General features: G+C 68.5%; 22 protein-coding genes. 5 read left to right on the top strand and 17 right to left on the bottom strand.

From position 1 onward, the window contains the following. Positions 1 to 39: 39 nt before the first annotated feature. From CJ177_RS03665 to mftA, 7 genes are read right to left on the bottom strand one after another with little or no spacing between them, the layout of a single operon-like run. Positions 40 to 2,001 carry a mycofactocin system FadH/OYE family oxidoreductase 2 gene (locus tag CJ177_RS03665; RefSeq protein ID WP_005239484.1) on the bottom strand — a complete coding sequence of 654 codons (1,962 nt, stop codon included), beginning with the start codon at positions 1,999 to 2,001 and terminating at the stop codon, positions 40 to 42. Further along, positions 1,998 to 2,810: a mycofactocin-coupled SDR family oxidoreductase gene (locus tag CJ177_RS03660; protein ID WP_005239482.1), complete on the bottom strand. Its 813-nt coding sequence runs from the start codon at positions 2,808 to 2,810 to the stop codon at positions 1,998 to 2,000. The genes CJ177_RS03665 and CJ177_RS03660 overlap by 4 nt, the downstream gene beginning before the upstream one ends. An 8-nt stretch (positions 2,811 to 2,818) precedes the next feature. After that, on the bottom strand, positions 2,819 to 4,783 hold the full coding sequence (locus tag CJ177_RS03655; protein WP_095867293.1) for a mycofactocin system FadH/OYE family oxidoreductase 1: 1,965 nt from the start codon (positions 4,781 to 4,783) through the stop codon (positions 2,819 to 2,821). Positions 4,784 to 4,799: 16 nt separating this feature from the next. After that, positions 4,800 to 5,981: a pre-mycofactocin synthase MftD gene (mftD, locus tag CJ177_RS03650; protein WP_061041805.1), complete on the bottom strand. Its 1,182-nt coding sequence runs from the start codon at positions 5,979 to 5,981 to the stop codon at positions 4,800 to 4,802. A gap of 29 nt (positions 5,982 to 6,010) precedes the next feature. Next, positions 6,011 to 7,228, bottom strand: coding sequence for a mycofactocin radical SAM maturase (mftC, locus tag CJ177_RS03645; RefSeq protein WP_095867292.1), 1,218 nt, complete (start codon positions 7,226 to 7,228; stop codon positions 6,011 to 6,013). 35 nt (positions 7,229 to 7,263) lie between these two features. Next, positions 7,264 to 7,566 (bottom strand): mycofactocin biosynthesis chaperone MftB, encoded by a 303-nt coding sequence (gene mftB, locus CJ177_RS03640; RefSeq protein WP_080578158.1) that lies wholly within the window; start codon positions 7,564 to 7,566, stop codon positions 7,264 to 7,266. Between the two features lie 2 nt (positions 7,567 to 7,568). Further along, the gene (mftA, locus tag CJ177_RS03635) at positions 7,569 to 7,664 is read right to left on the bottom strand and encodes a mycofactocin precursor MftA (RefSeq protein WP_005573048.1); all 96 of its coding nucleotides are present in this window, start codon (positions 7,662 to 7,664) and stop codon (positions 7,569 to 7,571) included. A 133-nt stretch (positions 7,665 to 7,797) separates the two neighbouring features. On the opposite strand from mftA, the gene mftR reads away from it, so the two are divergent. Continuing rightward, positions 7,798 to 8,421, top strand: a complete 624-nt coding sequence (mftR, locus tag CJ177_RS03630) for a mycofactocin system transcriptional regulator (RefSeq protein ID WP_005239471.1) — start codon at positions 7,798 to 7,800, stop codon at positions 8,419 to 8,421. A gap of 38 nt (positions 8,422 to 8,459) precedes the next feature. Then, positions 8,460 to 9,344 (top strand): mycofactocin oligosaccharide methyltransferase MftM, encoded by an 885-nt coding sequence (mftM, locus tag CJ177_RS03625; protein ID WP_095867291.1) that lies wholly within the window; start codon positions 8,460 to 8,462, stop codon positions 9,342 to 9,344. Here mftM and CJ177_RS03620 read toward each other — a convergent pair. Further along, the gene (locus CJ177_RS03620; RefSeq protein WP_095867290.1) at positions 9,290 to 10,579 is read right to left on the bottom strand and encodes an HNH endonuclease signature motif containing protein; all 1,290 of its coding nucleotides are present in this window, start codon (positions 10,577 to 10,579) and stop codon (positions 9,290 to 9,292) included. The genes mftM and CJ177_RS03620 overlap by 55 nt on opposite strands. Before the next feature lie 270 nt (positions 10,580 to 10,849). On the opposite strand from CJ177_RS03620, the gene CJ177_RS03615 reads away from it, so the two are divergent. Further along, positions 10,850 to 11,305: a hypothetical protein gene (locus CJ177_RS03615; RefSeq protein WP_095867289.1), complete on the top strand. Its 456-nt coding sequence runs from the start codon at positions 10,850 to 10,852 to the stop codon at positions 11,303 to 11,305. Between the two features lie 19 nt (positions 11,306 to 11,324). On the opposite strand, the gene CJ177_RS03610 is transcribed toward CJ177_RS03615, so the two are convergent. Next, positions 11,325 to 11,795 carry a DinB family protein gene (locus tag CJ177_RS03610; protein ID WP_197436102.1) on the bottom strand — a complete coding sequence of 157 codons (471 nt, stop codon included), beginning with the start codon at positions 11,793 to 11,795 and terminating at the stop codon, positions 11,325 to 11,327. 190 nt (positions 11,796 to 11,985) lie between these two features. Between CJ177_RS03610 and CJ177_RS03605 the strand changes: the two genes are divergently transcribed. Both CJ177_RS03605 and CJ177_RS03600 read left to right on the top strand, forming a co-directional pair. Then, positions 11,986 to 12,288 (top strand): putative quinol monooxygenase, encoded by a 303-nt coding sequence (locus CJ177_RS03605; protein ID WP_005239462.1) that lies wholly within the window; start codon positions 11,986 to 11,988, stop codon positions 12,286 to 12,288. Between the two features lie 42 nt (positions 12,289 to 12,330). Then, positions 12,331 to 12,903, top strand: coding sequence for a putative immunity protein (locus tag CJ177_RS03600; protein ID WP_095867288.1), 573 nt, complete (start codon positions 12,331 to 12,333; stop codon positions 12,901 to 12,903). On the opposite strand, the gene CJ177_RS03595 is transcribed toward CJ177_RS03600, so the two are convergent. The 8 genes from CJ177_RS03595 to mdo form a co-directional block, all read right to left on the bottom strand. Next, positions 12,890 to 14,554 carry an ABC transporter permease gene (locus CJ177_RS03595; RefSeq protein ID WP_025432218.1) on the bottom strand — a complete coding sequence of 555 codons (1,665 nt, stop codon included), beginning with the start codon at positions 14,552 to 14,554 and terminating at the stop codon, positions 12,890 to 12,892. The genes CJ177_RS03600 and CJ177_RS03595 overlap by 14 nt on opposite strands. Continuing rightward, positions 14,551 to 15,486, bottom strand: a complete 936-nt coding sequence (locus tag CJ177_RS03590) for an ABC transporter ATP-binding protein (RefSeq protein ID WP_005239455.1) — start codon at positions 15,484 to 15,486, stop codon at positions 14,551 to 14,553. Before CJ177_RS03590 ends, CJ177_RS03595 begins: the two co-directional genes overlap by 4 nt. 70 nt (positions 15,487 to 15,556) lie before the next feature. Further along, positions 15,557 to 16,243: a response regulator transcription factor gene (locus CJ177_RS03585; RefSeq protein ID WP_025432217.1), complete on the bottom strand. Its 687-nt coding sequence runs from the start codon at positions 16,241 to 16,243 to the stop codon at positions 15,557 to 15,559. Beyond that, on the bottom strand, positions 16,240 to 17,580 hold the full coding sequence (locus CJ177_RS03580; protein ID WP_025432216.1) for a histidine kinase: 1,341 nt from the start codon (positions 17,578 to 17,580) through the stop codon (positions 16,240 to 16,242). The genes CJ177_RS03585 and CJ177_RS03580 overlap by 4 nt, the downstream gene beginning before the upstream one ends. A 4-nt stretch (positions 17,581 to 17,584) precedes the next feature. Then, the gene (locus CJ177_RS03575) at positions 17,585 to 18,772 is read right to left on the bottom strand and encodes an iron-containing alcohol dehydrogenase (protein WP_306453375.1); all 1,188 of its coding nucleotides are present in this window, start codon (positions 18,770 to 18,772) and stop codon (positions 17,585 to 17,587) included. Between the two features lie 139 nt (positions 18,773 to 18,911). After that, the gene (locus tag CJ177_RS03570; protein ID WP_095867287.1) at positions 18,912 to 20,447 is read right to left on the bottom strand and encodes a VWA domain-containing protein; all 1,536 of its coding nucleotides are present in this window, start codon (positions 20,445 to 20,447) and stop codon (positions 18,912 to 18,914) included. 2 nt (positions 20,448 to 20,449) lie between these two features. Continuing rightward, positions 20,450 to 21,556: a MoxR family ATPase gene (locus CJ177_RS03565; protein ID WP_095867286.1), complete on the bottom strand. Its 1,107-nt coding sequence runs from the start codon at positions 21,554 to 21,556 to the stop codon at positions 20,450 to 20,452. A gap of 102 nt (positions 21,557 to 21,658) precedes the next feature. Next, the gene (gene mdo, locus CJ177_RS03560) at positions 21,659 to 22,930 is read right to left on the bottom strand and encodes an NDMA-dependent methanol dehydrogenase (protein ID WP_005239439.1); all 1,272 of its coding nucleotides are present in this window, start codon (positions 22,928 to 22,930) and stop codon (positions 21,659 to 21,661) included. Positions 22,931 to 23,167 lie beyond the last annotated feature (237 nt).

The following is a 23,167-nucleotide window of genomic DNA, read 5'->3' as shown; positions in this document are numbered from 1 at the left end:
CTCCGATGCTAGGCGACGCGGAACCGGCTGCTGCTCGCACTACAGCGCGAGCGCCACCCGCTCCCCCTCGATGACGGCGGAATGCGCGCGGCGCGGAGCCAGGGAATCGCCGATGCGATGGACCTCGATACCGCTGTCGGCCAGCTCTTTCCAGAGACCGTCCTCCGGCCGCTGATGCGCCGAGGACACCACCCAGTCGACGGTGAGCTGCCGCGGCTCACCCGTCGGGTGGTGCAGGAGCGTGACCGCGAGCCGCCCGCCGTCGACGACGTCGCACCCGGTCGGCACCACATCCGTCACCTGCGTGATGCCCTTGCCGTGCGCCCGCCGGTTCCATCCCTCGAGGTCCAGCGTGATGCCCAGGTCCTGGCCGACGATCATCCCCGGTGTGCAGATCGTGACGGCACACCCGGCGTCGGCGACGAACTCGGCGACGGACGTGCCCTGATGGAATCCCAGTTCGTCGACCACCAGCACCGTCCCGGACGGACGCGCGCGACCTTCCAGCACGTCCCGCACGTCCACCACCCGGCCCGACGCACCCGCCCAACGCGGACGTCGCGGACGTGCCCCGGTCGCGAGCACCACCACGTCGGGTCGTCCCTGCACCACCGTCTCAGCGGTCGCGTCGGTGCCGGTCCGCACGTCCACACCGCGCCGAACGCATTCCGATTCCAGATCGACGACGAGCTCGAGGAACTCGCGGCGACCCGGGACGGCGGCGGCCGTCCGGACCTGGCCGCCGAGAACAGTCGCGCGTTCGAACAGCGTGACGTCGTGACCACGCTGCGCCGCGGTCGCCGCGGCCTTCAACCCGGCCGGTCCCCCGCCGACCACGAAGACCCGCCTGCCGCGAACGGTCGGTTCGGGCAGCGGGACCGCTTCCCTGCCCGCGCGCGGGTTGACGACGCACCCGAGCCACCGGCCCAGCCCCATGCGTCCGATGCATTCCTGATTGCACGCCAGGCACGTTCGGAGGTTTCCCTCTTCGCCGGCCAGGGCCTTCGCCGCAAAGTCCGGGTCCGCGATCTGGCCGCGCACTATCCCGATCAGGTCGCAGTGCCCCTCGTGCAGAGCCTGGTCGGCCTGGTGCGGATCCGAGAATCGACCGACACCGACCACGGGAAGACCGACCCGTTGCCGGATGGCGTTCGGGACGAACAACGCATACCCGCGAGGGACGGCCATGGACGCCTCGATCATATGGAGCGTCTCGGTGGCCATCCCGATGGACGTGTTGATGTAGTCGACCCGGCCGTCCGCCTCCATCAGAGCGGCCACCTCCACCGCCTCGTCGAGGCGGACTCCACCGTCGAACAGATCCTCCCCCGCGAGCCTCACCCCGAGTGCGCGGTCCGGACCGATCGCGGCACGCACTGCCTCGACGACCTCGAGGAGGAACCGGGCACGGTTCTCCAGCGACCCTCCATAACGGTCCGTGCGCTGGTTCGTGGCGGGGGCGAGGAAACTGCGCACCAGCGACGAGTGGGAGCACTGCAGTTCGATCCCGTCGAATCCGCCTCGGACACAGTGCTCGGCCACGCGCGCGTACCCGTCGACGAGGGTCCGGATCTCCCGCTGATCGACCGCCTTGGGAACTTCACGGAACAGTGAATCGGGGACAGCGCTCGGCGCCCACAGCGGCCGCCGCGAGTACATGCTCGATCCCTGGCCGCCGTTGTGGTTGACCTGAGCCAGGATCGGGACACCGTGCTCGTGCACCGCGTCGGTGATCCGCCGGTACCCCGGGACGACCTCCGGCCGGTAGCCGGCGATCACCTTCTCGTACGGCCAGTCCCCCGGATGGGTGGCGTGCTCCTCGGAGATGATCAGGCCCGCACCGCCCTTCGCGCGCGCCGCATAGTAGGCGGCGTGCTGCGCGGTGGGCAGGCCGTCGACGGCGTACCCCGTCAGGTGCGCGGAGAAGACCACCCGATTGCGCAGGGTCAGCGGCCCCAGGCGCAATCGGGTGAACAGGTGGCGGTACGCGGAGGTGCTCACACCTTGGTGTTGCCCATGTCGACGGCGACCTGACTGCCCGTGACCCTCCGCGAACCGTCACCGGCCAGCCACAGCACCGCGTCGGTGATGTCGTCGGTGTCGGCCAGCGGGTGGTCGGTGAGGATGGTGCCGAAGCTCGACAGATAGTGCGGGTGCTTCTCGAGTATCACGAGGCTGCCCGGATCGGTGCCCATCGGAGTCTTCACCCCGTACGGATGAACGGAGTTGACTCGGATGTCGTATTCGCCCAGTTCCTTCGCCGCGGTCTGGGTGAGTCCGACGAGCCCGAACTTGGAGGCGGCGTAATTCGCCTGCCCGGGAAGCGGCTTGATACCCGCAACCGAGCTGATCACGATGATCGAACCCCCGCGACCTCCCTCGATCAGCGCCGGGACCGCAGCCTTCAGCGTCTTCCACGCGCCGGTGAGGTTCACGTCGATCAGCGTCTCCCACTGCTCGTCGGGCATCTCCCAGAAGCGGTTCCAATTGCAGATCCCGGCGTTTGCGATCACGATGTCGAGTCGGCCGAACTGTTCGACTCCCCGGTCGACGACAGCCTTCAGTTGCGCACTGTCCCGCACGTCCGCCTGCTCGGCGAGGATCTTGCCGCCCTCGGATTCCACGAGCCGCACCGTCTCGGCCAGGTCGTCCGGCGTCGCCGGCTCGTAACTGTTGTACTCCGACACCGGCCCGCAGATGTCCACGGCGATGATCGCCGCACCTTCCCGCGCCAGCCGCACCGCGTGCGTCCGCCCCTGCCCACGGGCAGCCCCGGTGATGAACGCGACCTTGTCGTCGAACTGTCCCATGAAATGTCCTATCTCTCGTTGACGAGGGTGAACGGATGGTGGTCGAACTCGTTCTGTCCGTGTGCGGTCCAGGTCAGCGCCTCGGCGCGACCCTCACGGACAGCCTCGAGCAGTGTGCGGGGAGCCACGCAGTCGCCGACCCGCACCGCATCCGTGTGCGACGAGCCGAGGGTGTCCTCGGGGAGGCGATGCGAGCAGTCGATCAGCAGGGCGCACGGCACCACCGACTCTTCGGCGGTGTACCGGTTGCGTAAGCGCACACCTTCGTCGCCGATCGACACGATGCGGCTGTCGAGGTGGCGCGTCACCCCGGCTCGTTGCAGACGGGTGTTGGCGTCGGCGAGATCCCCGGTCATGCCGAGTCGCGAGCCGGCCACGGAATCCTGGGTCACGATGCTCACGGCCCGCCCCCGCGCCGCGAGCCATTCGGCGATTGCCACGCCGACCGGTCCGCCGACCGGGTCGAAGACGACGTGGGGCCCTTCCGCCGGCGCGCCGCCGTCCAGCAGGTCCGCGGCGCCGACACACCGGACGCTCCCCTCGACCGGGAACGGCAACGGGCGCGGCCTGCTGCCGGTCGCGAGGATCACCCTCGCGCCCTCGCGTTCCGCGGCGTCGAGTTCGGCGTCCGAGACAGCGGTACCGAGACGGAATTCGACTCCGAGCCTCCGGCATTCGTCCTCGAGCCAGTCGGCCAGCGCCGTGAGGTGCGGCGCACCCGGGGCGGCCCGCACCATCCCGCCGAACCGAGCCGACGCGTCCGCCAGCGTGACCCGGTGACCGCGCAGGGCAAGCACTCGCGCCGCCTCGAGACCTGCCGGACCGCCGCCGACCACGAGCACCGCGCCGGTGGCCACATCAGCGGTGTCCTCGGCGGCATCGACCGTCTCGTATCCGGCCGTCGGATTACCGACGCAGGTGACGACCGGATTGCGGGGGTCGAGCACCTGGCACGTCTGATTGCACAGAACGCACGGCCGCGGCACCGCACCGCGCCGGATCTTGACGACGAGGTCGGGGTCGGCGATCTGGGCACGCGTCATCTCGACGACGTCGGCGACACCCTCGTCGAGCGCCCGCCGGGCATCGGCAGGATCGACGACGCTGCCCTGAAGAACGACCGGGACCACGCCCGCGACGGCGGCCCGGATGTCCCGGCAGAGTTCGGTGTTGAACGCGGGTGGCCGGTGGAAGTCGGGGCGGTACGCGTTCGGCGTCATCGGCCCGCCCCGGACCACCACGAGCAGGTCGAGTGCCTCGGCAAGTTCCCGTGCGTGTCCCGCGGCGATCGACGGCGTGATCCCCGCCCAGGACGTCGCCTCGTCGCAGCTCAGGCGCAGGGACAGGACCCGGCCGGGGCCCAACTCGTCGCGGACGGCGGCGAGGACCTCGCGGGTGAGGCGCAGCGGGTCGGCGCCGTACCCGTCTTCGCGCATGTTGGTGAGGTTCGAATGGAACTGTCGCAGCAGCCCTCTCGGTCCGGCGTCGAGCTCGACACCGTCCACGTCCGCGGACACGGCCGCGGCCGCCGCCGCACGGAAGCCCTCGACGAGAACGTCGATCTCCGCCTGCTCCATCTGCATCGGCATCTCACGGGAGATCACGTCGGCAATTCCCGACGGTCCCCACAGCACCGCCTGCGAATACGCACTCGACCCCTGCAGTCCGGTATGCCCCAGCCCGGCCAGCACCAGCGTGCCGTGCGGACGGCACGCCGCGACGACGTCCCGCCAGCCGCCGACGCAGTCGGACACCAGCGGCGCCCGCTCGTACGGCCAGTCGGAGGCATGGACCGACGCAACCTCGGTGACGACGATCCCCGCGCCACCACGCGCCCGACGTTCGTAGTACGCGACGTGCCGCGGTGAAAGCGTTCTTCCCACACCGAGATTGGTGGGGTGCGGACCCAGAAGCACCCTGGACCGGGCGTGGCGTCCGGCCAGGGTGATCGGGTCTGTCAGTCGCGCAGACATCTACGCCGTTCGTCGGTCAGGATTCGGCGCCGAGCACACGGGCGAATCCGGGCGGGATCACGACGTCGGACGGCGTGAGGTCGTGGATGGACGAATGACCCAGCCCGAGCAGCGCCGAGTCGATACCGCCGCGGAGGACGTCGAGGACGTTCTCGACGCCGGCCTGACCGTTCGCCGAGAGGCCCCACAGGTACGCGCGGCCGATCATGACCGCCTTCGCGCCGAGCGCGACGGCCTTCACGACGTCGCTGCCACGGCGGATACCGCCGTCGAGAAGCACCTCGACCTGGTCGCCGACGGCCTCCGCGATGGCGGGCAGCGCCCGAATCGGCGCCGGGGTGCCGTCGAGGTTGTTGCCGCCGTGATTCGACACGGAGATCGCGGTGACCCCGGCGTCGACGGCGCGCTTCGCGTCGTCGACACGCATGACACCTTTGAGCATGAACGGTCCGCCCCACTGCTCGCGCAGCCACGCGATGTCGTCCCACGTCGGCAACGGCGTCTGCATCCACTCGCCGTAGGCACCGAAGAACGTGGGCGGTTCCTGACCGGGCTGCGCCAGGTTCGGGGTGGTCAGATCCGGGATCTTGCGGGTCTTCGCGAACTCGTACAACCACTTCGGACGGCTGATGCCCTCGGGGGCGAACTGGAGCATCGCCTTGAGGTCCATCTTCTCGGGGATGGCCGGGCTGCCCCAGTCGCGTCCGTACGAGAACGACCAGTCGGTGGTGATGATCAGTCCGGTCGCCCCGGCGGCACGGGCGCGTTCCATCCGCTGGATCAACACGTCCCGGGTACCGACCCAGTACATCTGGAAGAACGTCTGAGGATTGGCCGCCGTGACCTCCTCGATCGACTTGCTCGCGAACGAGCTCAGACCGATCGCCGTTCCGCGTGCCGCCGCCGCACGGGCGACCGCGACCTCACCGTCGGGATGCACCGCCTGCACACCGGTCGGGGAGATCACGACGGGCAGCGAAATCGGCTGTCCCATCACGGTCGTGGACAGCTCACGCTTGTCGGACAGACCGACGACGTGGGGGGCGAACCCCAGCTCGGCGAACGCCGCGATGTTGTCGTCGACAGTCACGCCCCGCTCGGAACCGGCGATCAGCGCCGCGTACACCGACTTCGGCAGGCGCTTCTTCGCGCGACGCTGAGCCTCCGCCACCGTCTCGAAGAACGGATTCTTACCCATGGCAATACCTCTCGTACCTGGCAGACGACTTACGTCTGGTCCATGCCCGCAAGCGGGTTCTCGTCACAAATCTTGGCCGGCGGACGCACCATCAGCGTCAACGGAACCGGCGCCCGCGGAGTCCGGCGCTGGCCGGTGCGGGAGTGGTCGACACTGGATTTCGGGATCTCCCCCGCGGCGGCCAACGCCAGTTCGCCGTTGCCGATCACACATTCGGGGTCCGGGCCGTCCATCGGCAGCCCGGTGAAGAACTTCGCGGCCATGCATCCGCCGCGGCAGGAGTCGTAGTGGTTGCACTTGCTGCACGCGCCGCCGGTCTGCGGGGACCGCAGCTCCTGGAACAGCTCCGACGTCTGCCACACCTGCTGGAAACCGCCGTCCGCCACGATGTTTCCCGCGAGGAACTGCTCGTGGATCGCGAACGGGCAGGCGTAGACGTCGCCGATCGGGTCGATCAGGCACACCACCCGTCCGGCGCCGCACAGGTTCAGGCCGGGCAACGCATCGCCGTAGGCGGATAGGTGGAAGAAGGAGTCGCCGGTGAGTACGCCCTCGCCGTTGGCGACCAGCCAGTTGTACAGCTCTCGCTGCTGCGCCTGCGTGGGGTGCAGTTCGTCCCACACGTCCGCGCCGCGCCCCGACGGTCGCAGCCGGGTGATGCGGAGGGTGGCGCCGTACTTGTCGGCCAGGGCTTTGAAATCGTCGAGCTGGGACACGTTGTGCCGGGTGACCACCACGGAGATCTTCGTGTCCTTGAAACCAGCCTCGGACAGATTCTCGAGTGCCCGCACCGCCATCGCGAACGAACCCGGACCGCGGACGGCGTCGTTGACCTCGGCCGTCGCACCGTCGAGGGAGATCTGCACGTCGACGTAGTCGCTGGCCGCGAGCCGGGCGGCGACCTTCTTGTCGATCTTCACCCCGTTCGTGGAGAACTTCACCCCCACCTGGTGAGCGGTCGCGTAGTCGACCAGCTCCCAGAAGTCCGAGCGAACCGTCGGCTCACCGCCGCCGATGTTCACGTAGAAGACCTGCATACGCTGCAGTTCGTCGATGATCGACTTGCACTGCTCGGTGCTCAACTCCCGCGGGTCACGCCGGCCGGAGGAGGACAGACAGTGCACACACGACAGGTTGCACGCGTAGGTCAACTCCCAGGTGAGGCAGATCGGGGCGTCGAGACCGAGTTCGAACTGGTCGACGAGGCGGCCGACCGGAGCGGAAGGCCTTTCGAGCATGGAGGTCATGGGCTGTGTCCTCTGGTACGGGTGGAGAGAGCTGGTCAGGCGGGGACGATCATGTGCGACTCGGCCAACGTGCCGAGCGCTCGCGCATACTGCGCGGCAGTGTCGTCCCCGATACCCTGCGCCCGCAGTGCGGACCGGGCGTCGGCGTGTGAGGGAAGGGCTTCGACCACCGCGACGATCGTGCGGTTCTTCAGGAACGACAGCTTGCGCGTCCCGAAGTGGTAGAGCAGCGCCCCGAAAGGTTCGGGACGCAGCGCCACCTGCGGATGAAGCTTCCAGCCCACATCGAGATCGATACCGGCGTTGCCGGCCACTGAAGCAGAAGCTGGAGCGGACATGATCAGTACACGCCGCACATGCCGTCGATCGAGACCTCTTCCACCAGGGATTCCTCGACCAAGTCGTTTTCCAGCACGTTGTTGTCGCGATCCGACATGATTTCCTCCTACTGTTCGGTGATACGGCGCGAGCCGGAGGGATGTTCCCCGTCATAGGAGACCGTCCCTGTGACTCGCCTCACCACTGTAATGGCATCGAGTGCAGAATGACAGATCGGGAGGGGACGAAAATTGAGAAGTCGTCGAAAACCATCCAGTCGGATAGGGCGACGCCCGTCCACAACGCAGGATCGGATCAGCACCGTCGGGATCGAACTGTTCACGGAACAGGGGTTCGACGCCACCAGCGTCGACGAAGTCGCCGAAGCATCCGGCATCGCCCGACGCACCCTCTTCCGCTACTTCCCGTCCAAGAACGCGATCCCATGGGGAGACTTCGACGCACACCTCGCCGAAATGCGCGCCCAACTCGCAGCCCAACCCGACGACATTCCGATCGTCGACGGACTCACCGCAGCACTCCTGCAATTCAACGCGTTTCCCGCGAGCGAGGAAATCAACCACCGCAAACGCATGGGGCTGATCCTGCGAGTCCCGGCCCTGCAGGCGTATTCGGTGGTGATGTACGAAGGGTGGCGCAACGTCATCGCCGAGTACGTCGCGAGCCGGCTCGGAACCTCACCGACCGACCACGTCCCCCGGACAGTCGGCTATCTCCTACTCGGCGTTGCGATGTCGGCGTACGAGCAGTGGCTCGACGACGATTCGCTCGAACTGAACGAACTACTCGCCAGCGGAATGCAATCGCTCTACGATGGGCTGAGTTCCCTCGGCGAGCCCGACACCCGAACCTGACCCACTCCCGCCATCACCTCTCGGCAAGGTTGCCTCGAATGACTTCCACTCTCGACACGCCCCCTTTCGACTCCCTCGCACCGTGCGAATCCGGGCTGTGGTCACATGGTCACGTCACGGTCGAGCGGGTCGCGGCCGGGCCACTCACACTTACCCGTGACGGCGACCAGCTGCGGGTGGCGCACGCCCTGACACCCGAAGATCTGAGCGAACGACTCGTCGCCTCGGTTACCGCGTCCATCGAGGACGCCGACTTCGGTCAGGACGAATTCGAATCGACCATGGTCGGACTGGTCCGCTCCACCGTCGACGGTGCGCTCGAAGCGTGGACCGTCTACTACCGCAACTCCCTGAACGAACTGCTGGACGGCACCGCCGACTTCGCACCGATCCACGAGAAGGCGGAACAACTGGTCCGCGGTTCGGTTCTCGACCTCGGGTCTTGCTTCGGATTCCTTCCGCTCCGACTCGCCCGCGCCGGTCGGTCCGTCACGGCAACCGACATCCTGCCCGGCACCATGACCCTCCTCGACGCCGTGGCACCGGAACTCGGACTCGATCTGCGCACCCTCGTGTGCGACGCCGCGCACGTACCGGTTCCCGACAACAGCGCCGACACCGTCACCGCCATCCACCTCCTCGAACACGTGGACGAAAACATCGGGGCTGCAGTGATATCCGAGGCCCTCCGCGTTGCCCGCGACCGGGTTGTCGTCGCCGTCCCCTACGAGGACGAGGCAACGGCCTGCCACGGACACATCCGCACCTTCGACACCCCGTCGCTCACGAAGCTCGGTGAATCGACGGGACGCCCGTTCGAGGTGTTCGAACACCACGGCGGCTGGCTCGTCATCGACGGCTTACCACCTCACGACGCCCGCAGGTGCGCCGGAACCGGGAGCGGCGGGGCCGCCGACCGGTAGTGGTGCCCGGTCGGGGTGCGGACGTCGATGAGGTGGGTGCGGCCGGGGTTGTGCACGGGTCGGGCCGTCCAGCCCGGTGCTTCTTTCGCGTAATTGCAGGCCTCACAGAGCCCGGACCCGTTTTCCGCCGTCGTGGCACCGGATTCTCGGCGTGAACGTATGTGGTCGTGATGCCGGATCGGGGCATCACACCAGGGCGTGCGGCACGTCCGGTCGCGGAGGTCGATCAGCTGTCGCAGGCTCTTCGGGAACGTGCGGGACTGCGATTCCATCGCGGTCAGCGCCCCCGACTGCGGGCACGAATACACCCGCCGCAGCGACGTCTCGGTGTCATTGTCGACGGCGTCGGCCACCAACTGCCGGGCGATCCCCGCCGGCACCGGCCCGAACCCCTGCAACTGCGCGGCCTCGTGCCCGCCGGCCAGCAGGGTCTCGTCCGAGAGCACCAGATTCACCGCCACCGGAACACCACCAGCAGCGGCCCGCCCGGTGCCGCGGTCGAACAACAGGTCCACCATCAGCTGATTGCGGGTGCGGCCACCACTGTCCCCGGTCGCGATCAAACTGTCCGCATCCCGCCCCAGCGTGGCCTGCAGGCACACCGCCTGCTCGACCGGCATCAACACACTCAGATACGCCATCGAATCCGGCGCCGGCCGTGTCGTCACCCGACGTTCGGACACCGCCTTACGATGCCGGGCCACGACCGCTGCGGCGTCGAGTTCGACCGCCAACGCCTTCGCCCGTGCGATCAGACCCCGGTCCCCGACCCCGTCGAGAGTGGCCGGGTCCGAACACAACCGGCGATCCACGCTGCCCCGATCCGCCGCCGACAGGCAGGCTGTTTCGCGCACCAACAGGGTGGCTCGCCATTCGTTCAACCGCCCGGTCCGCAACATCGCGAGGGTGTGCGGCATCTCGTGCACCAGAGCCCGTGCGAACCCCAGATGCCGCCCGCCGCGGTTCGGGGATTCCCTGCGCGCCAACGCAATTTGCGACGCGATGCCCCGGTCCCACTCCACCCGCGGCAACCCCCGAGCCCTGCGGTCCTCGCGGATACTCGTCGCGACGCCGTCGGTGATCACCGCCTGCACCGCGCACCCGACCGACTTCAACGCCTCGATCGCATCGAGCCACTCGATGCCCAACCCGGCGTCCCCACCCGCCTCGACGCATCGTAGCCGCGCCGTGAACGCACGCAACTCGTCCAGATCCGCTGCCACCAATTCCCCCACAACCAACCTCCCCCAAGGCTGTTCGAAACTCTGTTCGATTCTAGCAACCGAACGCGACCCGATCAATAGACGCTTTCCGACAGGTCCGGCGAACCACTCCGGACTTCGTCACCCGCCCCTACGCCTCCTCCGGTGGGTCCGCCACAACTCGATCCCTTTCGCCTGAGTCGGCGCCACGAAGGTTCAGCTAACGAAATCCGATGCCGCACCGACAGAAGCAACATACGGACCCGATCGTCAGCGGGGCCGCCGGACCCGAAGGAGTATCCGATGACCCACAGGATCCGCAGGTTCCTCGCCGGAGCGGCCGCATCGTCTGCCCTCGCCGCCGCGGTGGTCGCGGTGGCCGCCGCACCCGCCCAGGCCGAACCCTCGGCCGACTGTCATACCGGCACCACGCCCACATCGGGCACCTCGCACTGCACGGCGTACGACGTGCCCGCCGGCAGGACTGCTGTCCACGTCGGGACCGTCGAGTGCTTCGGCCTGACGCCACGAGCGATTCCGGGACCCGGGGGTGTCTCGCACATTCCGTGGATTCAGGGCTATCGTCGCGATGGCCTGTGGGTGCCGACGGGGACACCGTCGACCGGATCGTGCGTCGGCGGGATCGGTGCCCCGTGGTGGGAGGTCGGCGTCTCGACGGGCGCCTTCACTACCTGCGGGCTGAAAGAGGGGATCGTCACCTACGTCAGCGTCGGCTGCAATCCGATCCGCCCCCAGTAGGTCACACGACCATCAGCGATCAAGGAATGTGGCCGGTGAGGATCTGCTCGCGCAGGATGTCGGCGTGACCGGCGTGCTGGGCGAGTTCACGCAGTACCTGCAGGTACAGCGCCCACACGGTGCGCTCGCCCCGGCCGTCGACTGTGTCGTCGAGCGCCAGGGCGGCCATGGTCCGCCGGGATGCGTCACAGCGTTCGGCGTGGGCGTCGAGCACGGATGCGATGGTGTCGGCCCGGGTGAGGGTGAACGACTGGTCGGGGGTCCTCGCGATGCCGATCTCCCGGTACGAGCGACCGGTCACCGCCTGGTCGAACCACACGCCCTCGACGTAAGTGACGTGTTTGACCAATCCGAGCAGCGTCGTCTTCGAGCGCACCAGACGCAGGCGCGCCTGCTCGTCGTCCAGACCGTCGAGACCGCCGCGCAGAGCGGCCCGGTACTCGTCGAGTAGTTCGTCCATCCGCCCGCGGAGATCGTCAGTCCACTCCATGCCCGGCATGGTAATCGCCCCCCACGCGGCCGACATGTCGAATCTGCTGTGCTGGGGCGACAACGACCGCGATGAGTTTCGCGCGCGCATGCTGTCTGTACTGGACGAGAGGTGCTGTGGCGAAGACAGTCCCGGCTCGAATTTCACCCACCCGGCTCGACAGGAAGACGCCTGAAAGAGGAGCGAACCCATGGTCATCGTCGCAGGACACATCATCGTCGCACCCCAGCAGCGCGAGTCCTATCTCGCAGGCTGCGTGAGCGTCGTCGAACAGGCACGCAGCGCAGCAGGCTGCCTCGACTTCGCGATCACCGCCGACCTGGTCGACCCCGGTCGCATCAACGTCTTCGAGCGCTGGGAGTCGCAAGCGGCGGTCGAAACCTTCCGCGGCAGCGGTCCGAGCGACGAGCAAGACGCGGAAATGCTCTCGGCGTCGGTTGCCGAGTACGACGTCGCCGACGTGCGGCCCCTGTCCGGGGGAGACACAGCGTGAAATCGCGGTACGGCACCGCCCCCGATGGTCGAAAATGGAACCATGGCAGGGGAAGCGAGCGAGATCGTTCTGAGCAAACAGGAACTTCGTGAGGTCGCCGCGTTTGCCGCGGGGTGCGCGGAGATGGTGCTCGCGATATTCGAGGCCGATCAGCCGCACGACTCGCGGCCCCGCGCCGCGATCACTGCTGCGTGGGAGTTCGCGCGGGGTGGTGAGCGTGGGAAATCCCTGCGCGACACAGCATGGGCGGCGCTCGCGGCAGCCAAAGGCACGGAGACTGCGGCTGCGCGGGACGCCGCGTGGGCAGCGATGTCTGCGGCAGGCGCCGCCTATTTGCATCCGTTGGCCAAGGCCACCCAGGTCAAACATATTCTCGGAGCGGGCGCTCACGCGGCCAGAGCCGCCGAGCTCGTCGCCGGTGACGATCGGACCGTCGGTGCCGGACACCTCGACCAGGCGGTGCATCGTGCGACACCGGTCGTCGTCGACGTGCTCGAACGCTTTCCACCGGCACCGGGTGGCGGTGGACGGGTCGGTGAGTTGATCCGCATGCTGGACACCGACCTGCGGCGCCGCCCGTCGACCCAGCCTCGCTCTGCCGCTACGAATTCGTGAGGTCGCGCCGACGGAACAGCACCACTCCGACGGCACCCACGACGACGGCGATCACCGCCAGCCAGACCAGAGGAGTGGCCGTCACCTCCGCGGCGGGAACGGGAGGGACGTGTGTGAACGGCGACAGATCGCGGACCGCCTGAGGCAGCCCGAGCAGTGATCCGAGGAATCCGAAGATCAGGCAGCCCGCGAGCGCACCCCAGGAGAGCCCGGCCGACCAGGCGGGGACGCCGCCGAACGCCAACACCGCCACTCCTGCGACCACCCCGATCGCCGGTACGAAAACGAGGGCGGCCCCGGCGAGGTTCACGACTTTTCCCGGCACGTCGTCGGTCACCAGACCGTACGCGAGACCGGTCGCCGCCCCGGTCAGCGCCTGCAGGACGACGATGCCGGCCGTGACCAGGCCGACGTGCGCCAGCATCCACCGCGGACGCGAGACCGCTGTCGCGAGAACGGGTTCGAGTCGCCCGGCCGACTCCTCTCCGCGCATCCGGAGCAATGCCTGCACGGCGTAGCCCGCGACCGCGATCGCCATCATGCCGAAGATGGCGGCGAAGTAGGCGTCGACCATGTTCGTCGTGCCACCACCGAGCTGTTCCATCATGTCGGCCACCTGCTCCCCCTCGCCGAGGAAGTCGTCGATCTGGTCTGCGATCGCGCCGTACACCACGGCGAGGACGACGATCCCGAGTGCCCACCAGAACAGGATCGTCCGTTGCATCCGCCACGCCGATCCGACCGCCGTCGGCAGCGAACGGGACGCGCGGGCGGGGCCCGGGCGGGTCGGCACGAGCCCGGAGCCGATGTCCCGGTGCTCCGTGAGGGCGAAGCCGACCGAGCCGACCGCGAGTGCGAACACGGTGGTCAACGCCAGCACCCACCAGGCGTTGTCGTCGTACGGACGGACCTGCTCGGCCCAGCCGATCGGCGACACCCACGTCGGCCAGCCACTCACCACCCGCGTGCCGTTGTCCGTCACCGTCCCCGTCATGTCCCCCACCGCACGCAACAGGAATGCCACGCCCAGGGCGGCCCCGGCGAGTCCGTTGGCGGTGCGGGCACTGTCCGTCACCTGCGCTGTCACCGCGGCGATCGCCGCGAACGCGATACCGGCACCGGCGACGGCCGCGCCGAGCGCCACCGACCCGTCCAGTGGCAGACCCGCCGCCAACAGCACCACGACGTTGAGTAGTCCGAGAGCAAGGTTCGCTCCGACCGCGACCACCAGGGCCGCGGTGAGCAGAGCCTTCCGGCCCACCACGGCGGCCTCGACGAGTTCGGCGCGGCCGGTCTCCTCGTTCTGGCGGGTGTGCCGCACGACCAGCAGGGTGGTCATCAGGCCGGCGGCCAGCGACAGAGGCATGACGATCTGACAGGCGAGCACGGCGCCGGCGCTGTACCCCGACACGAGACCGTTGGTGGCCAGCGCGACCGGCGACGCCGCGGTGGCCATCGCGAAACTGCGCAGGTCGGGCTCCGTGGGATACAGGCCGAGCACGCTCGACGCCGAGAATGCCTGCAGCGCTGCGAGCGCGAGCAGCCACACCGGCAATTGGATTCGGTCGCGGCGCAGGGCGAGCCGTACGAGTCGGGCGGTTCCCGCATACTGGCCGCGGCCCGCCGGCGCCGGCGCCGTCACCGTGCTCATGGCGTCCGCGTCCCGGACTCGGCCCGCCGGTGGTTCTCGCCCTCCCGGGCCAGTTCGTCCCCGTAGTGCCGGAGGAACAACTCTTCCAGCGTCGGGGGCGTCGACGTCAGCGACGTGATCCCGAACGTCAGCAGATGGCGCAGCACCCCGTCGATCGCGCTGGTGTCCACCTCGCACCGGGTGTGCAGGCCGTCGACTCGCACGTCGTAGACCCCCTCGACGGCGTCGAGTCCGGTCACCGGCCGCTGCGTGTCGGCGGTGATCGACGTGCGCGTAAGGTGACGCAGTTCGGCGAGGGTGCCGGTCTCCACCGTCCGGCCCTCGCGGATGATGCTCACCCGATCGCACAGCGCCTCGACCTCCGCGAGGATGTGACTCGACAGCAGGACCGTCTTCCCCGCGTCGGACATCTCCTCGACGCAGTCCTGGAACACCGACTCCATCAACGGATCCAGCCCGGACGTGGGTTCGTCGAGCACGTACAGTTCGACGTCCGACGCGAACGCGGCCACCAGCGCGACCTTCTGCCGGTTGCCCTTCGAGTACGTGCGCGCCTTCTTCGTAGGATCGAGTTCGAACCGCTCGAGGAGTTCCGCGCGCCGCGGCTCGTCCAGCCCGCCGCGCAACCCCGCGAGGAGGTCGATCGCCTCGCCGCCGGTGAGATTGGGCCACAGGTTCACGTCACCGGGAACGTAGGCGAGCCGCCGGTGCAGCGACACCGAGTCGCGCCACGGGTCACCGCCCAGGAGGCGGGCATTGCCCGAATCCGCGCGCAGCAGGCCGAGCAGTACCCGGATGGTTGTCGACTTGCCGGACCCGTTGGGGCCGAGGAATCCGTGCACCTCCCCCGTCCCCACCTCGAGGTCGAGACCGTCGAGTGCGCGGGTCGGCCCGAACGTCTTGACGAGATTCTCCACCGAGATCGCAGCCATGATGGGGACGCTACGCCGGTTCGCGGGTGGTCACGACGGGTTCCGCGGCCCCGGCCGCGACGGGGCCGGATCAGATCAGACCGAGTTTGCCCGCCTCGTATACGGCCTCTGCACGGCGGCCGACGTCGAGTTTGCGCATGATGTTGCTGACGTGAAATTTCACCGTCGTAGCCGAGATGAACAGCCGCTCACCAATTTTCGCATTCGAAAGACCCTTGGCCAGGAGTTGCAGGACCTCGAGTTCACGCTCGGTGAGCCCGTCCCGCGGCGTCGTCTGCCCGTTGAGCGAGCGGATCACCGCCGACGCGCTGCGTGAATCGAATGCGCTCTCGCCGCGAGACACTGCGCGGATGGCGCGCACCAGTTCGGTGGTGTCGACGTCCTTGACCACGTAGCCGCGGGCGCCGGCGTGGATGGCGCGGACGACGAGCTGCTCGTCGAGAAACGTCGTGAGCACGAGCAGACCCATCGTGCCGTCCGCGGCGGACAGCTGTGCGCACAGTGCCAGCCCCTCGTAGTCGGAGGCCGCCGACAGCTTCAAGTCCATCAGCACGACATCGGGCGCGACGTCACCGACGACGGCCAGCGCCTCCTGCATGGACGACGCTTCCCCGACCACCTCGAGATCCGGCTCCCGCTCGAGGACCGAACGCAGACCCTGACGGAGAATCGCGTGGTCGTCGACGAGCACGAGCTTCACCACCGAGGTGGGGCGGGCGGACCCGGTCTGGTCACGCACCGAGGTTCTTATGGTCATCGGTCCACCTCACTGTCGGAATGTAACGGGATCCGGGCAGCCACCCGGACTCCGCCGATCCTGGCCCGCGCCACTTCGAGAGCGCCGCCCAATTCGGCTGCCCGGGCCTGCATGTTCGCCAACCCGCGGTGGTGCCCGTCGAGGTCGTTGTTCGCCGCCATCCGCAGCATCAGGCGCATCCGCTTGGGGTCTCCGTCTCCGTCGTCGGCGACGGAGAGCAGCACCGAATCTGCCGAATACGTGAGCCGCAGGACGGCGCGCGTCGCGTTGGCGTGCACCGCCGCGTTGAACAGTGCCTCGCCGGCGATCCTCAGCAGCGCGTGTTCCCGGTCGCTGGACAGCTCGGCGGGGGTCCCGCCGACGCGGACGGTGACCGCGAGTTCGTCGGGCATGTGCACCACCCCGAGCTGCTCGAGCATCTCGGGCAGGGACGTCCGGTCGGAACCGCCGGAGTGATTGAGCGCGTAGATGGCCGAGCGCAACTGCTCCACGGCGCGGCGCGTCAATTCCTTTGCAAGATCGAGCCTCTCGCTGCGTTCGTCGTCCGGGACACCGCTCCGGCACACCTCGATCTGCATCCCCGCCGACAGCACCGCCTGCGTGACGCTGTCGTGGAGTTCGCGCGCGATCCGGTGTCGTTCCTCGTCGAGGACCTGGTGCCGGTGCGCCGCTCCGAGTTGACGCTGGGTGGATTCGAGTTCGGCGTTGCGCACCGCCAGATCGGAAGCGGTACGACGCGCCTCCGAGTACGCGTGCTCGGCCCGCTCGAGCAGCAGCTGACCCCGCTGGTAGAGCGCCGAATTCTGCAGTGCCACGGCGGTCTGGCTCGCGAGGATGCTGAGGACCGCGCCGTCGGTCGTGTCGAGCGTGCGGTGCTCGGCCGTCCAGGCCGCGAAGGCTCCGACGACGCCACCCTCGAGGACGATCGGCACGAAGGCATGGTGCGCGTCGATGACGGGAGCGCCCCCGGTGCGCGCGGACCGGATGTCGGCCAGACACGTCACGACCTCGTCCGGCAGCGGGGGGCCCTCGACGTTGTCGACGAGGAACGGCGTCGCGTCCGGCCCCAGGACGAGCCGGCGCGGGCCGGCGTCGGGCAGCATGCCGTCGGCGAGGGCGAACGCGATCCATCGCGCGTCCAGGTGCGCCCGGGCCGCCTCGGCGACCGCGCAGATGAGGGTCTCGGGGCCTTCCACCGTGCGGACGAGGGCCCGCGAGATGAGTTCCAGTGCGTGGACGACACGTTCGAGACGTTCTGCGGCGCCGCGATATTGGGGGTAGAACGTCGGCTTGCCGGACCGCAGTCCGGTGAGCGTCGACAGGTCCGGGGCGTTCATGCGCTCACAGCGCAGTCCGGAACAGCGCCACCATCTGCTCCTGGGTGGCCGTGCGCGGGTTGGTGGACATGCAGGCGTCGCGGAGCGCGAACTCGGCCAGGCGTGACAGGTCGGCTTCACGAACCCCCAACTGCCCCAGACCTTTCGGAACTCCGACCTCACGGGCGAGGCGTTCCACCCGGTCCGCGACCGCCAGAGCAGCCTCCTCGGGTGTTCCGCGACGCTCCTCGAGACCGAGGGCGGCGGCGATGGCGACGAACGGGGTGGCGTCGTCGGTGGCGTTGAATCGGATCACGTGCGGGAGAAGGATGCCGTTGATGACTCCGTGCGGCAGGTCGAGCAGTCCCCCGACCTGATGGCTCATCGCGTGCGCGGCACCGAGGATCGCATTGGTGAACGCGAGGCCGGCTTCGAGACTCGCCTGCGCCATGACGGCGCGCGACTCCATCTCCATCGGCTCCTCGATGGTGCGGACGAGGGTGTCGGTGACCAGCCCGACCGCGCGGAGCGCATGGTGGTCGGTGAGCGGGTTGTGGGCCAGCGACACGAACGCCTCGATACCGTGCGTGAGGGCGTCCAGGCCGGTCGCCGCGTTGAGCCACTCCGGCATGGTGGTCAGCAGCCTGGGGTCGATCACGGTCACGTCCGGCACGAGCGCGCGGCCGATGATGGTGATCTTGGTGCCCCGCCTCGTGTCCGTGACGATGCAGAACTGCGACACGTCGGCGCCCGTGCCCGACGTGGACGGCACCATCACCAGCGGCGGGATCGGACTGGTGGCCTGGTCGACTCCCTCGTAGTCGAGGATGTTGCCCCCGTTCGCGGCGAGCACCGCGATGCCCTTCGTTGCGTCGATGACGGAGCCGCCGCCCAGGGCGACGAGGACGTCGCATTCACCCTCGCGGTACGCGTCGTGCCCGGCCGCGATCTCGTGGTCCTTGGGGTTGGGCGTCAACGCGCTCCACACGACGGGGGTGAGGCCCTGCTCGCGCAGCTGATCCTGAAGTTCTGCGGCCCAGCCGGCGTCGATCAGACCCGGATCGGTGACGAGCATCGGCCTCGATCCGCCGAGGCGGAGTACCGCGTGCGCGGCCTCGACCATCGACCCGATACCGAACACGATCTCGGGCGCATGGAATTTCACCAGCCTGCCCGGGGCGGTGGTGCGGGTGGACGGATAGGACACGGACAAGTCGACACTCCTCCCGACACCTGCGTGCATGTGATCCAGATTACAAGACTCTGACCTAGACCTTACGGTCCGGGACGAGCTCCCACACCCACCGAAGGACAGGTACGTACCTACCCGATCGGGTAGGTAGACGGGATCGTCACCGCAACGCGTGCCCGAGCTCGGCGGCGCGGGACATCAGCTGGGCGGCATCCCGCGCGACGACGACACGGTCGCAGATCTCCGCGTACTCCGGCATCGCGCACGACGCCTGGGTCCAGTACCGCTCGGGTTCCGGGGTGATCCAGGCCAGCCGGTGCACCTTGCGACGCAGTTCGGCGAACTCGTCGACACCCGGAGGGAGGCCGTTGCACCGCCCGTCGCCGACGACGACCACCGAGGTGCGGGAGTTCACGTCGGTGCCGAACTCGGTCAGCACGTCGGAGAACACGCGGCCGTAGTCGCTGCTCGCCTCCAGGTCGATGCGCGGGTCGGCGAGCACCGACGCGAGCGCGTCGTCGTCGGCCCCGGCGAGGAGGGTGTCCGTGACGTCGACGGGCCGGTCCACGAACGCCAGGACCTGGCAGCGGCTCGCCCGGCGATGCATGGCCTGTGCCAGCCGGAGGGTGAAGGCGGTGACGGGTCGCACCGACAGCGACACGTCCGCGAGGATCAGCACCCGCACCCGGTCCGGGCGGGGCGCCTTCACCATGAGGTGGAAGGGTATGCCCTCGGTCCGCAGGCTCGCGCGCACGGTCCGGCGCATGTCGAGCCGGCCCCGCGCCAGTTCGCGCGGGCGGGGGCGTGACGGTCCGCGCATCCGCCGAAGCACCTCGTAGCACGCCTGATTCACTTCGGCACGGGACGTGGCCGACACCGAGCCGCTCGTGGTCCCCGGTGCTTCTGCGGGTCCGGCGGCCAGGTCCCGGGCGTCCGCCAGCGCGCCGACGAATGCCTCCACCGCCTCCGCCAGCCGGTTCAGCTGGGCCGCGGTGAGTGGTTCGGCCCCATCGGAATCGGCGTAGACCGTGCTCGGGTCGTAGAGGTCGAGCCACGCGAGAATCGACTCCGGATCGTCCCAGGACAACGATCCGACGACGGCACCGCTCGTCGACGACGCCAGGTCACCGACGGCGGTGCTCGCCGCCCGCTCGACCTCCACCGTGTACGTGACACCGCGTCGTCCGGACTCGGCTTCCGAATCGACGGACAGATCCGCGTCGCTCGACGTCATGCTGACGTCGTCGTCGTCCTTGTGGGGGTTGAAACCCTTCTGCGCTTCGGGGGTGTCGAAGTGGTCGCCCACCTCGGCGGCGCGCTCGTTGTACTCCGCGTACCGGGCGGTCTCCGCGTTGTCCGCCACCTCCAGCGCGGAGGGCAGGCCTTCCGCGAACTCGGTCCGGGACGGGGGACGCGCGTCGGGTGCCGCGTCGGCGATCGATGCGAAGAACACGTCGAAGGCGCGGTCGAAACCCGCCTGCTCGTACGTGTACTTCGCGCAGACCGCACGCAGCGACGTCCTCAGTGTGGGCAGGTCACGGCCGCCGACCAAGCCGAACACCCGGCGGACCTCGATGACCTCGGCAGGAGACGCGGCGACGCCGTAGCGGCGCAACACCTTTCCGAAGGACGCCGCGAGCACGTCGAGAATTTGCGCGGGCAGCGACGGGGAGGGGTCGGGCTGCGGGCGGAGCATCGTCAGCGCCTACCCTGCCGACCCGCGCCGATGCCGCCCCGGTCGCGGCCACCGTGCCCGCGGAAGACGGCCGTGGTGGTGTTGGCCGGCCGCGATGCGACCGTCACCCGCTCCACCGGCCCGGCCGGAGCGGTTTCGCCACCGTCCGCCGGGAAGGGCTGTTCGCCGGAGAGCCGGGTGCGGACCAGTTCGACGTCGCTGGTGTATTTGAGCAGGGCGGTGAGCAGGATGTCGCGGACCGCGGCCTGCGAACTCACGGCCACCCCCGTCGACTTCAGGACCACCGCCGCACGGGCCGCGTCGATGACCTCCGCGATGGACGGACTCTTGCGGAGCGGCAACTGCCGCAGCGTGCGCGCCAGATCCACCACGTCCGCCGCGACGGCCTCCTCGACCTCGGGCGCCCTGGCCGTCACGATGTCCCGCTCGCGCTGTGGTGTCGGGTAGCCGAGGTGGTAGTGCAGGCAACGACGCTTGAGTGCGGGCGACAGTTCACGAGTGTCGTTGGACGTCAGGATCACCCACGGCGCCGACCGCGCGGTGAACGTCCCCACTTCGGGGATGGTGACCTGTCCCTCCGCGAGAACTTCGAGGAGCAGCGCCTCCATCGACTCCTCGGTGCGGTCCACCTCGTCGACGAGCAGCACCACCGGGTCCGGCGACAGGATCGCCTCGAGCAGCGGGCGGACCGACAGGAACTTCTCCGAATACAATCCGAAATCCTGCGCGGCCAGGAACTGCGACGCCTCGGCGACGTCGTCGAACGCGCCCATCTTCTCACCGATGCGGTCGCGCAACATCTGCACGTGCAGAAGCTGTTTCGCGTAGTCCCACTCGTACAGGGCCCGGTTGTCGTCGAGACCTTCGTAGCACTGCAGCCGAACGAGCTTCCGCCCCGACGCCTCGGCCAGCGACTTCGCCAGCTCCGTCTTGCCGACGCCGGCAGGCCCCTCCAGCAGCAACGGGCGCTCGAGCGCGGTCGCCAGGTGGACGACCACCGCGAACTCGTCGTCGGCGATGTAGTCGACCTCGCGCAACGCCTCCTTCAGTTCCGCGCCGTCGGCGAAGCGGATGTCCTCCGGTTCCGGGGCTGTGTGCGGTGCAGTCATGATCGGGGCGTCCGTCCTTCGTCAGCGGTGTGGTGGGAACGCATCCGGGGCGGGGCCGGGCTGGGTGAGGCGCCCGCCCCGGACGCGAGTTTCAGCGGTCGGTCAGTACGCGCTGTTGATCGCGTGATCGACCACGGGGAGCATCGACTCGACCGTCACCTCGCGCGGGTTGCCCGGTGTGCACCAGTCGCCCTGGATGTGTTCGGAGATGGCCCGCACGGTCTTCTCGTCGCCCCGGATGGTGTCACCGCGACCCTCGTACTTCTTGGTGTTCATCTGGTTCTTGTCGTACGAGTCGGTACGCACCTGACCGAAGTTGTCCGGAATGCCGACGTCCTTCGCCAGGCGGATGGCCGCCTCGACCGCTGCGTCCGCGGCCTGCACCGTGGTGAGGTTGCGGGTGTCGACCCCCAGCGCTCCGGCCAGCTGGGCGTAGCGCTCGTACCGCGACGGCAGGTTGTACTCCCAGACGCGGGGCAGGGCGATGGCGTTGTTCAGGCCGTGGTGGCTGTCGAAGAACGCGCTGACCGCGTGCGAGATGGAGTGCACGATACCGAGGCCGCCGGAGTTGAACGCCTGGCCGGCGATGTACTGCGCGTTCATCATTCCCTCGCGGGCCTTCAGGTTACGTGGCTCGAACACGGCCTCCCGCAGGTTCTTCGCGACGAGTTCCACCGAGTACAGCGCGTTGCCGAGCGACGGCGCGAAGTCGAGACGCGACACGTACGGCTCACTGCCGTGCGCGAGGACGTCGAATCCGCAGTACGCCGTGAAGTGCTGGGGGCAGGTGTAGTACAGCAGCGGGTCGTCGATCGCGAGGGTCACGATGGTCGCCTCGTCGAATCCCACCCACTTGTGCGGGTTGTTCATGTCCGACGTGTCGGTGATGACGTACGCCCACGATGTCTCCGAACCCGTACCGGCCGTGGTGGATACGGCGATGTGGGGCGGGTTCTCCTTGTTGGTGGACTTCGCGAATCCCTCGAACTCGTTGATGTTGCGGCCGTCGTGCGCGACCACCACCCGGGCACCCTTGGCGGCGTCGTGACTCGAGCCACCGCCGACGGAGATGATCGAGTCGCACTTCTCCTTCTGGTAGAGCGCGGCGGCCTCCATGACGTTGTAGTCCTTGGGGTTGGACTCGACCTTGTCGTAGAGCACGACCTCGACGCCCTGGTACTCGATCTTGCCGACCAGTTCCTCGATGATGCCCGAACCGCGCAGGCCCGTGGTCATGAGCAGGGTCCTCTTGAATCCGAGGTTCTTCGCCTCGACGCCGATGATGTCGTGGGCGCCCACTCCCATCAGTGCCCGCGGGAACGGGTGGAATTCCTTGATGGGGAAGTCCCAGATCTGGTTGAGCTCGATGGCCATGGCCGTCTCCTCGATTTGTCGATGTCGGATCTGAAGCGTTGTGGAAGGGAACGCACTTGATGTGATCGGCGTCTCACCTGGAATCCACTGTGACCTAGTTCGGGCCCCCGTCACAGGCCTGCAGGGCCGAACCGTCCGACCGCGGCGCACAAACTGCCCGAACGGGCAGGTGCGGCCGGGCCGAACCGGAGGGGGCGGCACTCGATAGGCTGTCCACTTCACGCGGAGCCCACCCGC

It is taken from the genome of Rhodococcus sp. ACPA1, assembly GCF_002300195.1.
In the GTDB taxonomy this organism is placed as follows: Bacteria; Actinomycetota; Actinomycetes; order Mycobacteriales; family Mycobacteriaceae; genus Rhodococcus_F; species Rhodococcus_F opacus.
Note: the sequence above shows the minus strand (reverse complement) of the source record. Positions and strands in the feature narration are given on the sequence as shown.